This window comes from Pleionea sp. CnH1-48, assembly GCF_024124665.1.
Classification (GTDB): Bacteria; Pseudomonadota; Gammaproteobacteria; order Enterobacterales; family Kangiellaceae; genus JAMXSB01.
This window is the reverse complement of record NZ_JAMXSB010000011.1, coordinates 44303-57101: the sequence shown is the minus strand read 5'-3', so window position 1 is coordinate 57101 and position 12799 is coordinate 44303. Positions and strand designations below refer to the sequence as shown.

12 protein-coding genes are annotated in these 12799 nt (G+C 42.4%); 9 read left to right on the top strand and 3 right to left on the bottom strand.

From position 1 onward, the window contains the following. Positions 1–60 precede the first annotated feature (60 nt). Positions 61–609 carry a cysteine hydrolase family protein gene (locus NH399_RS17325; RefSeq protein WP_253042323.1) on the bottom strand — a complete coding sequence of 183 codons (549 nt, stop codon included), beginning with the start codon at positions 607–609 and terminating at the stop codon, positions 61–63. 99 nt (positions 610–708) lie between these two features. Here NH399_RS17325 and NH399_RS17320 point away from each other — a divergent pair, with 99 nt between their 5' ends. Continuing rightward, positions 709–1677, top strand: a complete 969-nt coding sequence (locus tag NH399_RS17320; RefSeq protein WP_253042321.1) for a helix-turn-helix domain-containing protein — start codon at positions 709–711, stop codon at positions 1675–1677. A 117-nt stretch (positions 1678–1794) separates the two neighbouring features. Next, positions 1795–2478 (top strand): YEATS-associated helix-containing protein, encoded by a 684-nt coding sequence (locus tag NH399_RS17315; RefSeq protein ID WP_253042319.1) that lies wholly within the window; start codon positions 1795–1797, stop codon positions 2476–2478. 37 nt (positions 2479–2515) lie between these two features. Here the strand turns inward: NH399_RS17315 and NH399_RS17310 are convergent, their stop codons facing one another. After that, entirely contained in the window at positions 2516–3526 is a 1011-nt protein-coding gene (locus tag NH399_RS17310) for a sigma-70 family RNA polymerase sigma factor (protein WP_253042317.1), read from the bottom strand. Positions 3527–3631: 105 nt separating this feature from the next. On the opposite strand from NH399_RS17310, the gene NH399_RS17305 reads away from it, so the two are divergent. From NH399_RS17305 to NH399_RS17275, 7 genes are all read left to right on the top strand, one after another. After that, complete coding sequence (locus tag NH399_RS17305) at positions 3632–4555, top strand: MerR family transcriptional regulator (RefSeq protein ID WP_253042315.1); 924 nt, start codon at positions 3632–3634, stop codon at positions 4553–4555. A 198-nt stretch (positions 4556–4753) separates the two neighbouring features. Beyond that, on the top strand, positions 4754–5998 hold the full coding sequence (locus tag NH399_RS17300) for an efflux RND transporter periplasmic adaptor subunit (RefSeq protein ID WP_253042313.1): 1245 nt from the start codon (positions 4754–4756) through the stop codon (positions 5996–5998). Positions 5999–6007: 9 nt separating this feature from the next. After that, positions 6008–6673, top strand: a complete 666-nt coding sequence (locus tag NH399_RS17295) for an ABC transporter ATP-binding protein (RefSeq protein WP_253042311.1) — start codon at positions 6008–6010, stop codon at positions 6671–6673. A 10-nt stretch (positions 6674–6683) separates the two neighbouring features. Then, the gene (locus NH399_RS17290) at positions 6684–7943 is read left to right on the top strand and encodes an ABC transporter permease (protein ID WP_253042310.1); all 1260 of its coding nucleotides are present in this window, start codon (positions 6684–6686) and stop codon (positions 7941–7943) included. 2 nt (positions 7944–7945) lie between these two features. After that, positions 7946–9133, top strand: coding sequence for an ABC transporter permease (locus tag NH399_RS17285; RefSeq protein WP_253042308.1), 1188 nt, complete (start codon positions 7946–7948; stop codon positions 9131–9133). A gap of 105 nt (positions 9134–9238) precedes the next feature. Continuing rightward, positions 9239–10609, top strand: a complete 1371-nt coding sequence (locus NH399_RS17280; protein WP_253042306.1) for a sigma-54 dependent transcriptional regulator — start codon at positions 9239–9241, stop codon at positions 10607–10609. Continuing rightward, complete coding sequence (locus NH399_RS17275; RefSeq protein WP_253042304.1) at positions 10606–11919, top strand: PAS domain-containing sensor histidine kinase; 1314 nt, start codon at positions 10606–10608, stop codon at positions 11917–11919. The genes NH399_RS17280 and NH399_RS17275 overlap by 4 nt, the downstream gene beginning before the upstream one ends. Here NH399_RS17275 and NH399_RS17270 read toward each other — a convergent pair. Continuing rightward, entirely contained in the window at positions 11916–12644 is a 729-nt protein-coding gene (locus NH399_RS17270) for a hypothetical protein (RefSeq protein ID WP_253042302.1), read from the bottom strand. The genes NH399_RS17275 and NH399_RS17270 overlap by 4 nt on opposite strands. Positions 12645–12799 lie beyond the last annotated feature (155 nt).

Sequence of the window (12799 nt, the reverse complement as noted above, 5' to 3'; positions counted from 1 at the left end):
ACATCAAGCGACTGTGTAAAATTAAAACCCTGGCTTATCACCAGGGTTTTTCTTTTGTGTTTATTGCTGCAAGAATTCCTGAGTTGAAGAGATGGTAGCATAAGCAAAACCTAGCGCTGCCATCACAGCTGTTTGAACTTCTTCGGCAGCGACGGTAGCCCCATTGAATTCAAGGTCGTGAGTCGCACAGGCATCATGGATAACGGTACACTGATAGCCAAAGTCAGAGGCGGCTCGAGTGGCTGCTTCGACGCAGTTATGTGTCATAGCGCCGATGATCACAAGGTTTGTGATGCCTTTGGCATCAAGCACCGACTTTAATTCGGTATTTAAGAAGGCATTCACTTGATGCTTAACAACCACCGTTTCTTTACTATCCGGTGCGACTAATGAATGAATTTGGGCACCTTCTGATCCAGCGACAAAGAAAGGCGCATCATCGGACTCAAATTCGTGGCGAATATGTATGACATGGTCATTTCGTTGACGAAACTCAGTAATCAGTTTGGCTGCGTTATCGGTCGCTTGATTAATTCCTTTTAGCGGCCATTTTCCTGTCTCGAAGTAGTCATTTTGTAAGTCGATCACTAATAAAGCTGTGTTAGACATGGTTTGTCTCCTTTGTGGGTTATTTGTGGGTACGGAAGCTATTATTGGTGATTCGGTGACGCTATACTAAAGTCATAACTGGCATAAAAGGTGGCAAAAGTGACAAAAGCCAAAGCGTCGGATGAGAAAAGCATTGTTGTAGGAGTTTTGGACTATCCCGGAGCGATGCAGTCAGCTATCTATGGCTGGAAAGAGATGTTCCAGTTGGCTAATCAAGTGTGTGCCCAGCAAGCAGTTACCAGCCGGTTCGAAACTCATATTTTGTCCCACCAGACACTCTCAAGTAACGAAAACAGTACTAATGGGCTTCAAGTGCTGGTGCTTCCTCCCATTGTAGAGGATGAGTATTATCTCGAACCTGAGCCTGAGCTGGTTAACACCCTGTTGGGCTATCATGCTCAAGGAACCTTGTTGTGTTCGGCCTGTGCTGGCTCTTTTATTATTGCTGCAACGGGGTTATTAGATGGCCGAAAAGTCACAACGCATTGGGACTTTGCCGAACAATTTGCGAATAAGTTTCCTCAAGTTGAATTAGACATTAATCAGATATTGATTAATGACCAAGACATCATCACGGCGGGTGGGTTGATGTCGTGGATTGATTTAGGCCTCGAGTTGGTGGCTCAATTTGTTCGCCCGGATATTATGCGTCTGCTAGGGCAATTATTAATTGTTGATACTGGTGCTCGTGAGCAGCGTTACTATCAACGGTTTCATGCCAAGCTGAATCATGGTGATGAAGCGATTGTTAAAGTTCAACACTTTATGCGCCAGCATCTTCATCAGTCGGTTACCATCGCTCAACTAGCCGAGCATTGTTTTTTAACAGAGCGAACGTTTTTGCGTCGCTTTGTAAAAGCAACAGGAATCAAACCCACCCAATATATGCAACGTTTACGTGTGCAGGTAGCGTGTGAGTTGCTGGAGTCAACCTCTCAAACTTTTGAAAACATTGCTTCTCAATTAGGCTACGAGGATGCAAGTGCTTTCAGAAAAATATTTGTTCGAGTGATGGGGCTAACGCCGCGAGAATTTCGACGGCGTTTTAGTACTGCAGAGGAGCCTTGAGAGGCGTCTTAAGAGAGGCCTTAGTTTTTCGCAGGCATGTCGTCTGTAAGTACCATGGCGATGACCATCGACACCTGCTAAGCTAATCTTTATAAAATCAAGAAATTAGGAATTTCTATGGGCATTTTTGTTTGGACCATGTTGATCGCTGGTGTTGTAGGAGGAAGCGTTAACTACGTTTTATCGAAACCAGATAAGTGGAATGGTTTTGATTGGGCCGTTGCCGCTTTTGTTGGTGTGGTCGCTGCATTTCTGGTGCCTTTGTTTTTAAAAATCAGTGATAGTCAGCTGATTGGCAATTTAACAAAAGATAACCCACCCGTTGAAGACATGCTGGTGTTTATTGGATTTTGTCTTTTGGCTTCTATTTCTTCTCGACAATTTATTGAATCTCTTTCTGATAAGGTGTTACGAGAAGTTCGTCAGGCACAAAGGAAAGCCGAAGAAATTGAAGGCGATGTTAAGGGATTAGAGTCAAATATGAAAGGCTTGGAGCAAAACGTAACGCCAGTATTAGATACTTTTACTGAAGAAGATAGCATTGATGAAACTTCAGAAGCTGTCGAGGTCAGTGAATTAGGTCAACAAGTATTGCAAGCCTTAGTAGAACATCCCAAGTTTACATTACGCTCGGTTAATGGTGTTAAAACGACACTTGCAAAACTGCAAGTTGATATTAGTGCTCAAAAAGTTCATGAGCAGCTTGACCTGTTGGTTTCTCTGGGACTCGCTGTCGAAATTCCTGGTAAAAAAGGCATTCGCTGGTCGATCACTCACCGTGGAAAGCAAGTTCTTTCTTGAGCGAGACTAGAGGCCGTCGACGAAAGGTCAACAGCCTCTAATGATTCAGTGTCATTGAGTTTTTGAGTAGATAGAGTGCTTCTTTTTCTAACTGTCGTGTTCGTTCAGTGCTCAATCCTATTACTGTAGATATTTCCCGGTACGATAAAGTTTCTCCACTCTTTAGTCCGTAGCGCATAATAACTAACACCTGCAATCGTTTAGGTAATTTACTGATATGTCGCACTAACATTTTCTTTGTGATTAATAGATCATCTGGCTGTCGAGTCTTTGATGGTAGAGTGTCAATGAAACTTCCTGTCGAATAATATCGATTTTCCTGGTCTAAGGATTGATCTGGTAAAGCGCACTTAAATAATTGGTTTATTTTTTCCTCCGAAAAGCCGAGTGATTTTTTTGCCTCTGATCGTTTTTTTGAGTTCGAGTAATCTTCTGGTGTTTGAAATTGGCGCAGCAGTAATAGCATATCATCAACGACTTTTTCTGACTTTCTTACCAGGCTACCTTGACGTCTAACATACGCTGTAATGCTTTGTTTTATCCACCACCAAGCATAGGTAGAAAAACGGGTGTCTTTGTCCAAGTCATATCGATCAATGGCTTTGAGTAAACCGATGTTACCTTCTTGAATCAAATCCATCAGCGGAAGCTTTAAAAAGTTATGCTCTTTTGCAATGCGAATGACCAGTCGTAGGTTTCTGTAAGCAATGGTATTAATTTTTTGTTGTATTCGATTTTCTATGGATTCAATAATAGAATGACACTCTCGACAGCTCGGTTGAAATAAGGTGTCAGAAAGCTCTGGTAGTTTATTCATATTATGGGCTAATGCTTCCACGGCTTCTATTGAGTGGAGATGATGGACTCCATTCCATGAAAGGAATTTTAAGCTATTCGAGTGGCCTTCTCGTAGTTGAGTGAGTTTGCGAAACAGTTGTTGTTCTTCTGCAGCACTCAACAAGGGGTAACGAGCTACGGCTTCGGTGTATTGACTGAGTCCATCATTATCAGAGACTAGGATGGGATATCGCTTAACATCGCTTTTCATTAACAACTCGCATTCAGATATATTTCCTTTTTTTACGTGAGTATTGCTCCATTGGTTTAGTGCGGGCGTAGTACCTGTTACACAGATGTTAAACATGTATAAGCTATGTCTACAAAAGAACGAAATTTGTCTATTGGTACTGTCGCTCGACTCGTTGGGATTTCTCCCCACGCGCTGCGAGTATGGGAGTCGCGCTACAAAGTCAATCTGTCTCACCGCGCTGAGAATGGTCGGAGAATTTATGACGCAGGCAGTGTAGAACGCCTAAAGCTCATTAAGCGGGCTCTTGACTTAGGTTATGTTGTTTCCGAAGTCATCCATCTTTCGATGACCGAGCTGTCTTCTTTTACTTACGCACAAGAGGAGCCCTTTGGCATCGATAAGCATAAGCGAGGGGTATTAATATTTGGCGATCATCTGTCGCACCTGTTATTTCAAAGTCGTGTGAGCTTTTACTATCACAGTGTTAATAAACTTTCGGAAGTTGCCGAATTTTGTAGTCATTCTTCGGCCTTTGTAAGTGCTTTGGTGATGGAGTTTAGTGATATCAATGATGAGATAGAAGAGTTGCTTTATTCCATTTTTATCACGATGAAAGGCAAACCTGTGGTCATATACTCACCAAACCTGGAACCTGAACGGCATCAGCGCCTGGTTAATGCTGGCATTCAAGTAGAAATGGCGGACGTTGATGAGGGGGTGCTGTCTAAACTACAGGCTCTGCTTGCAGAAAAAACGGACATTCAACGCAACAAGCATAAGCCTTCTTTTCTCGATCATCAGCAGATACAGGCTTTATTGAATCATCAATCATCAGTGCAGTGTCAGTGCCCGCAGCATCTGGCGGATCTCTATATGAGTATCGACAAGTTTATTCAATACAATGCTTATTGTGAACGTAAGTCGCCAAAAGACACGGCGATTCATTCCTACTTAAAAGAAGTGTTATATGATTTGCGGAGCCGATTGGTGAGTGCAACCTACGATGTGGCAGCTATGGATGGCATAGTGCTTAATGAAGATCGCTGAGCCTATGTGAACCAGGTGTTCAATATCGAACACTCGCTGTTTTGGGTTGTGTTCGATAACGAACAAAGGATCTCAGCTATCGCAGGGATATGATTTTATCTTATTGATAAATAAGGAAATTATTTAAAAGTAAAACTTGGCATGAAATGTGTTAACTAGTAATACAACATCAATGAACATAAGAATGCCAGGTAAACTATGGATCGACCAATCAGTCGCCAAGCACAGCGCAAACATCAGTGGCAGAGTCTACGCAAAGTGGCTATTCCAGTGGCTGTTATCGCGATTTTAATCAGCTTAGTATGGCAAGGACTCAAGCCATCGATCAATCGGGATGAGATCATGACCGCTGTGGTAAAAGCCGGAGATCTCAACTCGACAATTTCAACCAGTGGATTTGTACGTCCTCTTGTCGAAGAAAGCATCGCGTCCGAAATCAACAGTCAGGTTGATAAAGTCTGGGTTAATGCCGGACAGTCAGTAACAAAAGGCACTTTGTTGATGTCGCTTGATAACACCCGTGTCGCTCTTGAGATTAATCGACTTAAAGAACAGATTGCACTCAAGGAAAACAATATTGAGAGTCGCCAGTTAGATGCGCGTAAACAGATCAATCGTGAAAAAAGTCGTCTGGAATTGTTAGAGGTGGACTTAGACAGCCGCAAAACTCGATTACAGCGATTAGAACAACTCGGTGGTATTGGTGCGACGTCTAAACATGATATGCAAGAAGCTCGATTGAATGTAAAGCGAACCACTATCGAAATCCGCCAGATAAAACAGTCGGTCAAAGATTTGACCGCATCCACCAACTCAGAAATTGCTGGTATTAAGCTAGAAAAATCCATCTTGCAAAAATCTTTGGCAGAGCAAGAGCGTTTATTGGATGACACCCAGATTTTAGCTCCCCGTGACGGCACTGTGACCTGGTTAAAGCAACAAGAAGGTGCAGCAGTATCGGAAGGCGAGACCTTAATTAAGATTGCTGATATGAGCCAGTTTCATATTGAAGCGAGTATCAGTGATTTTTATTCCCCTCAGTTGAGCAATGATATGCCTGTGCAAGTGCAAATTGGAGAAGACTATCTGACAGGCCAGGTAGTGTCCATTATTGCTGCCAATAAAGAAGGCGTTTTAAATCTCAGGGTTGAGTTAGAACAAAACTCGAGTTCCTTGTTGAGAGCATCTCAGCGAGTGGATCTGGAACTGATCACGGGTGTTGAAAAGGACACTTTACTAGTAGAGAAGGGCCCTTTTGTTAATGGGGCAGGATCTCATGAAGTTTTTGTGATTCAAAATTCTACTGTCAAAAAAGTACAGGCCAGGATAGGTGCTTCGAATCAAAACTATTTTCAAGTGGTTAAGGGCTTAAGCGCTGGTGATGAAATCATTATTTCTAACGTCGAGAGCTTTAAACATCTTAACGAATTTGCGATTAATTAGGTGAACACAATGATAAAACTAAACAATGTAAACAAAACATACTTTACCGATAAAATTGAAACCATTGCGCTGCATAATATTAGCCTGGAAGTTGAGACGGGGGAGTTTGTCTCAATCATGGGCCCTTCAGGTTGTGGAAAAAGCACGCTGCTCAATATTATTGGTTTACTCGACAAGCCTAATGAAGGCAGCATCACTCTTGAACAAGAGAACGTTGAGCAATACAAAGAAAAACAGCTGGCAAAAATCCGTAACGAAAAAATAGGATTTATCTTTCAAGGGTTCCACCTGATTCCTGAGTTAAGAGTCATTGATAATGTGGAACTGCCGCTATTGTATCGAAAAATATCATCTAAAAAACGTCGTGAATTGGCACTGGAAGCTTTAGAGAAAGTAGGCTTATCAGCACGCAGCCATCACTTTCCGTCACAGTTATCGGGCGGACAACAACAACGAGTAGCGATAGCCCGAGCCATTACCGGAAAACCCAGTTTGCTACTTGCAGATGAGCCTACCGGAAACCTGGACAGTCACATGGGTGACGAAATCATGCAGATCCTCGAAGACCTTAACAAGAACGAGAACACTACGATTATTATGGTGACTCACGACGATGATGAAGCCAAAAGAACCGACCGACTCATTCGTGTGTTTGACGGACAGTTGATTCATTAAGGGGAATAGGATGTTTAAAAACTATTTGATTATTGCTCTAAAGGTATTTCAAAAGCGTAAGTTCTTTACCTTTATCAACCTGTTTGGGATTGTGTTGACCATGTCAGTATTAGTGGTTGGCTTAACATTGTTAGAAAATTATATATATCCTGGGCATGCAGAAAAAAATCATGACAATATGTTATCGGTTTCTTACTTAAGAGCTCTGAATAAAGAGAGAACTCAGTCAAGTAGCTCTGATCCGGGTTATTATTTTTTAAATAAATACGTAAAGCCATTAAAATCGGCAGACAAAGTCTCTATATTTTCTAGTCCCAGAATGGTTAGTGTTTATCTGGATGGGCAGCAAGTAAAAAGCCGAATGCGCTTAACGGACGCTGATTACTTTTCTATATTAGATTTTAACTTTAAGCAAGGAAGTGCTTATCAGCAGGACGATTTTGAGCAGGGGCGAAGTGTTGCGGTTATTAATCAACATACAAAGTCATTGCTTTTTAATGATGGGAATGCGATTGGAGAGAAAATCAAGTTTGACGAAAAGGTATTTACGGTTGTCGGTGTGGTCGATAATGTGAGCTTGTTAGAACAAGATGCATACTCTGATATTTGGGTTCCTTATACGACAGCTCCCAGTAGCAGCTATAAAACAGACTTTATGGGAGGCTGGGGTGCACTGATTTATGTGGATTCAGAAGATAAACGACAGTTTATTCAAAGTGAGTATATCAATGCATTGAAGAATCATTTTGAGCCCTATGCATCTACAGGCAGTGACACTGTCTATGCGACTGTTTATTCTACAGCGGATACAAAGTTTTCTCGACTGGCTCGGGATATCAATAATAGCCGAACGTTTGATACGGGGGACGATCAATTATTGTTGATGCTAGGTTTGATTGCCATTGCGTTTATGTTGTTACCCAGTATCAATATGATCAACTTAAATGTCAGCCGAATTTTGGAGCGTTCTACAGAAATTGGTGTACGCAAATCCTTTGGGGCTTCTTCTGGGCATCTGGTCATTCAGTTTTTGATTGAAAATATATTACTGACTCTGATTGGCGCTGCAGTGAGCCTGATAATAAGTATAGGTATCTTGGAATATATTGAATATCTGGGGCTTATTCCCTATGCAGAGTTGTCGATCAATACTTCTGTTGTGGTTATTACCTTGGTGTTATCGATATTTTTTGGGACTCTTAGTGGTATTTATCCTGCTTATCGAATGTCTAAGTTAAACCCTGTTATTGCTTTGAAAGGAGCCGCGTAATCATGTTTTCTCATATTCTTAAATTGATATGGAATAGAAAAAGAAATAATGCACTGATGATCACAGAGATTGCGATTGCCTTTATTGTGGTATTGATGATTTCGGTTTTAGCGGTGAGTAATTACCGAAACTATCAAGTCCCTTTGGGCTATGAGTGGCAAGATCACTGGCAAATTTCGTTAGGTATATCGGGTGGTTGGTCTACTGATACTAACCGCGAAACATTGCGCCAAATGATTGCGGCCCTGAAGAGTCAGGAGGCCATTGATTCGGTAGGGGTTGTAAAGGAGCCCTTGTTTTTCAATTCTGTTTGGCAAAGCTCTACACGTTCTGATGACCGATTGATTACATTTAATGCCAATACTTTAGATGATGAAGCCTTTGAGACATTGTCTGTAAACTTTCTGGCTGGCCGAGCCTTTGATGAAAGAGATAACGGCCAAGGTTATCGACCTGTTATTGTTAATCAATTATTTGTCGATACTTATTTTAGCAATGGAGATGCTCTAGACAAATTGATGCCAGGAGATAATGCTAACGGAGGTACTTTGCCGCGAAAGATTATCGGTATTGTTGAAGAGTTCAGACAGTATGGTGAGTTAGCAAAACCTGTTCCTTATGTCATCAGTCGCTTTGATATCGCGACAGGTCACCAACCTTCTGCCATTGTCATAAAAGTTAAAGAGGGAACCGACATAAACTACGAACAGCATTTGTCTACGTTACTAAAAGGCATTGCGCCAGAATGGCACTTTAGTTTTGTGACATTGAAATCTCAACGCAGTCAAAGTATCGAGAATGAGCTAACGCCATTAATTGTATTGTCAATTGTCGCCTTGTTCTTTGTCATTATGGTTGCTCTGGGGTTATTTGGTGTTCTATGGCAAAATATTACGCGCCGTACACAGGAAATCGGTTTGCGCAGAGCCATTGGGGCAAGTGCAATGAGTGTTCATCAGCAGATCATTGGTGAGCTGATGATGTTGGCAGCTTTTGGTATACTTGCAGGTTTGGTGCTGGCGATACAGGTGCCCTTGTTAGGACTCTTCCCTGAGTTAGACTGGTTTAGCTTTTGGGTGAGTTTTGCAATAGCGGTAGCGGTCATACTCAGCCTGTCTTTTGTTTGTGCTTTGTATCCCAGTAAGATGGCTACTCGCATTGACCCTGCATACGCTTTGCATTACGAATAGTTATCATAATCTTTTTAGGGCTTGCGACCAGCGATTGCTGGTTGCAGGTTTGATTTAAATTAAAGGCCAAAAGGCTCTAATATCCACTTTGCATGGCTTATGAATATGAAGCAGTTTAATATCTTAGTTGTTGATGATGATTATTCCGTCACCACCTCCATAGCGCTTTTATTAAAGCAGCAAGGCATGCGTCCCTTTAAAGCTTCTTCTCACGATGAAGCGCTTGCCATATTACGTAGTGAAATCATTCATTGCGTGATTCAAGATATGAATTTTTCTCGTTCAACCAGTGGGCTAGAAGGGCTGGCCCTACTTAAGGCCATCAAACAGCAAAATGCAGAAGTGCCCGTTATTTTATTAACTGCCTGGGGCTCCATTGAACTCGCAGTCGAAGGCATGAAGCATGGGGCTGCGGATTTTATGAGCAAGCCCTGGGACAATGAACACTTGGTGCGAACCCTCGAAACAACACTTTCATTGTGCAAAGAACAGCAACGCGACGAACTCCAACGTCAGGAGCTCGATGAACTCTATGATTTTTCTGGCATCATCGGTTGCCACCCCAGCTTGACCAAAGTTTTGCAGACTATCGGGCGGGTCGCTAATACTGATGCTTCAGTATTAATTCTGGGTGAAAGTGGAACGGGCAAAGAGTTGATTGCCGACGCTGTGCATAATAATAGCGCTCGACGTGCAAAAGAAATGGTTAAAGTAAACTTGGGTGGAATCAGTTCGTCATTGTTTGAAAGTGAGATGTTCGGGCATGTTCGTGGTGCTTTTACCGATGCTCGCTCGGATCGCGAAGGACGTTTTGCTCTAGCCAATGAGAGTACGATATTTTTGGATGAAATTGGCGATCTTGATAAGAGTTCTCAAGTTAAACTATTGCGTATATTGCAAGACCAATCCTTTCAACCTGTTGGTTCTTCGAAAACCTTAAGAGCGAACGTTCGAGTGGTTTCTGCAACCAACTGTGATTTAAATGAGATGGTTGCTGCAGGCACTTTTCGTGAAGACTTGCTCTTTCGTTTAAACCTGATCACAGTGCACTTGCCGCCGCTGCGAGAACGCAAATCGGATATCCCTTTACTGGTTGAACATCATCTTAATCGAGTGAGTCAATTGTATGGTCTTGAGCCACTTTCTATTGAGGCTTCGGCCATGCAATGGCTCCAGCAGCAACCCTGGCCAGGGAACATTCGTGAGTTGACTCAAACCATCGAAAGAGCCATTCTTATGTCTAATAAAACTCATCTGGGCTTGGCCGATTTTCAGGTGCCTGTTCCCAGTGAGTCAACTTCAGACACTGAGGCTTTGCCCGAAGTGGGATCAATGACCTTAAGCGAGATGGAGCAAGCCATGATCAAGCAGGCGTTAGAAGCTTATGATGGCAATATCAGCCGTGTGGCCGATGCTTTGGGGGTTAGCCGCTCGGCTCTTTATCGACGCTTAGAAAAATATGAGATCAATGGATGAGGTTTCAAACCAAAGTTTATCTGGCAAACGTTGTTCTACACTTATCATTACTCGGTTTTTGTATCTATATCGTCGGTGAGCAACGTTTGCTATTAGTATTTGCCGAGGTTTTTTTATTGCTTTCGTTCTTTGTGTTTCTGTATTTTATTCGCAAAATGACGGAGCCACTTTATTATATTGATACCTTAAAAAGCTTTATTAAAGAAAAGGAATACAGTTCTCGTTTTAGTAAAGTGGGACAGCAAGATTTAGATGATCTGATTGTGCTTTTTAATCGTATGTTGTCGCAACTCTATGAAGAGCGTTTACAACTAGGAGAGAAAAAAGGCATATTACAAAAGCTGATTGAAGATACTCCAATGGGTATTGTTATTCTCGATTTTGATGGTCTTATTTCTGATCTGAATCCTGCCGCCTCGGCTATTTTATCGAGTCAAATTGAGAAGGTAAAAGGCGCGAGCATTGCCAGCATTCAGGGCGAACTGGCCGAAAAAATGGCGGCTATCTCACTGGGCGTGACACAAACTTTTAATGATGCCTCGGGAGCCCGTTATCGAGTACAACATGCGCAGTTTGTGGAGCGAGGTTTTCATCGTCGTTTTTATCTGATCACTGAGCTAACTCAAGAGGTGACACGCTCGCAAAAAGATACTTACGATAAGCTGATCCGCGTAATGTGCCACGAGATTAACAACACCATTGGCGCAACGGGCTCGCTGTTGCAGTCCTGCTTTCATTATCAAGAACAAATTAAACCAGAAGATCGAGACGATTTTACTGATGCTTTGGGGATTGCCATAGAGCGAACTCAGAGCCTCAATCAGTTTATGCAGCGTTATGCTTCTCTGGTAAAAATTCCAACACCAGAACTGGCTTCTTTTAAACTGGGAGAAGTGCTTAGCAATATGTCGCTACTGTTTCAATCTCAACTTGAAGCCGGTGATATCAAATTGCAACTAACATTGATTGATGATGACCGGGTTTTAGGTGATCAAAATCTGTTGGAGCAAGTCGTCGTTAATATTTTTAAAAATGCCATGGAAGCTATCGACCATGACGGATTGATTCGAGTCGAAATTCAGCCATTAGGTGAACAGTTGCAGCTTAAGGTGATCGATAGTGGTGAAGGGATTGCTGAAGCGATGGAAGGACGTTTATTTACGCCTTTTACGACCACCAAACAAAAAGGGCAGGGCATTGGCCTGATTTTCGTTCGAGAAGTATTAGAAGCGCACGGCTATACGTATTCTCTGGTTAATAACGAACAAGAAGCAGGAGCCTGCTTTTCGATCTTATTCAACAGACCCTAATTATGTAACTGCGATAGCAAAACAAGAGTACTTAATGCAGCAACGATGCCTACTACGTGATATTTTCCCCAGTGTTTAAGCTCGTGCACCAGAGAGTGGCTGTGATCATGGCCATGTTCGTGGCTATGTTTGTGAGGTTGGTGAATTAATACATGCAGTAAAGTGCCTGCAACAAAGGATTGCATTAAGGCAAACGCTTCGCTGGTTAAAGTGTCTTCTAGTTGTAGCCCTAAAACGGAGCCAAACAAAGTAAAGATACCCAGAGAAGCGAGACCCATCCACACGCCTTTATTACCAAAGATAGGACGTAACAGCATCAGAATCATTAAAGCAACGGGAACACGATGTATCAGAATGGCCAGCGCCAGCCATTTTGACGAAGATTCTATATGTTCATATTCATTAAGCATGGCGCCATCGATCATGGCGTGAACAAGCAGACCGCAAATGCCAATCAGTAGAGTGACCTGATGAGTACTATCCGCCGCTTTGCGAAACAGCTTTTCAATAAGGGAAGGGCCACTTAGGCCAAGCAGGATCAGAGGGATTGTAATCCAGCCTGCGTTTGAATAGGAAAGTGGAATAATTTCAAATAGGACGATACCGCCCAAAACAACGATCAAAAAGCTCGCCAGGGTGTGTTCGAATGCTTGCTTGCCTCGCGATAATCGCTCAAGCAGAGGCGCAATCACCAGTACTAATAAACTTAAAAATGTATAAAACATAGTGTCCAACAGGCGAGTAAAAAGAGAAGTTCGTCAAACTATTGGGAACTCGAATACGGGGCACAGAAGATCGCGATACCGCGGTGGGCTCAGTATTCCATGTACGTAATGTCGACTATTACGAGTAAGCTCTGACAAAAAGTAGCGGCATTCTA

What these genes read in the sequence shown, in the direction of transcription:
- NH399_RS17325 (WP_253042323.1), bottom strand. Translation starts at nt 609, where the DNA reads ATGTCTAACACAGCTTTATTAGTGATCGACTTACAAAATGACTACTTC.
- NH399_RS17295 (WP_253042311.1), top strand. Translation starts at nt 6,008, where the DNA reads ATGATAAAACTAAACAATGTAAACAAAACATACTTTACCGATAAAATT.
- NH399_RS17315 (WP_253042319.1), top strand. Translation starts at nt 1,795, where the DNA reads ATGGGCATTTTTGTTTGGACCATGTTGATCGCTGGTGTTGTAGGAGGA.
- NH399_RS17270 (WP_253042302.1), bottom strand. Translation starts at nt 12,644, where the DNA reads ATGTTTTATACATTTTTAAGTTTATTAGTACTGGTGATTGCGCCTCTG.
- NH399_RS17300 (WP_253042313.1), top strand. Translation starts at nt 4,754, where the DNA reads ATGGATCGACCAATCAGTCGCCAAGCACAGCGCAAACATCAGTGGCAG.
- NH399_RS17285 (WP_253042308.1), top strand. Translation starts at nt 7,946, where the DNA reads ATGTTTTCTCATATTCTTAAATTGATATGGAATAGAAAAAGAAATAAT.
- NH399_RS17310 (WP_253042317.1), bottom strand. Translation starts at nt 3,526, where the DNA reads ATGAAAAGCGATGTTAAGCGATATCCCATCCTAGTCTCTGATAATGAT.
- NH399_RS17290 (WP_253042310.1), top strand. Translation starts at nt 6,684, where the DNA reads ATGTTTAAAAACTATTTGATTATTGCTCTAAAGGTATTTCAAAAGCGT.
- NH399_RS17305 (WP_253042315.1), top strand. Translation starts at nt 3,632, where the DNA reads ATGTCTACAAAAGAACGAAATTTGTCTATTGGTACTGTCGCTCGACTC.
- NH399_RS17275 (WP_253042304.1), top strand. Translation starts at nt 10,606, where the DNA reads ATGAGGTTTCAAACCAAAGTTTATCTGGCAAACGTTGTTCTACACTTA.
- NH399_RS17280 (WP_253042306.1), top strand. Translation starts at nt 9,239, where the DNA reads ATGAAGCAGTTTAATATCTTAGTTGTTGATGATGATTATTCCGTCACC.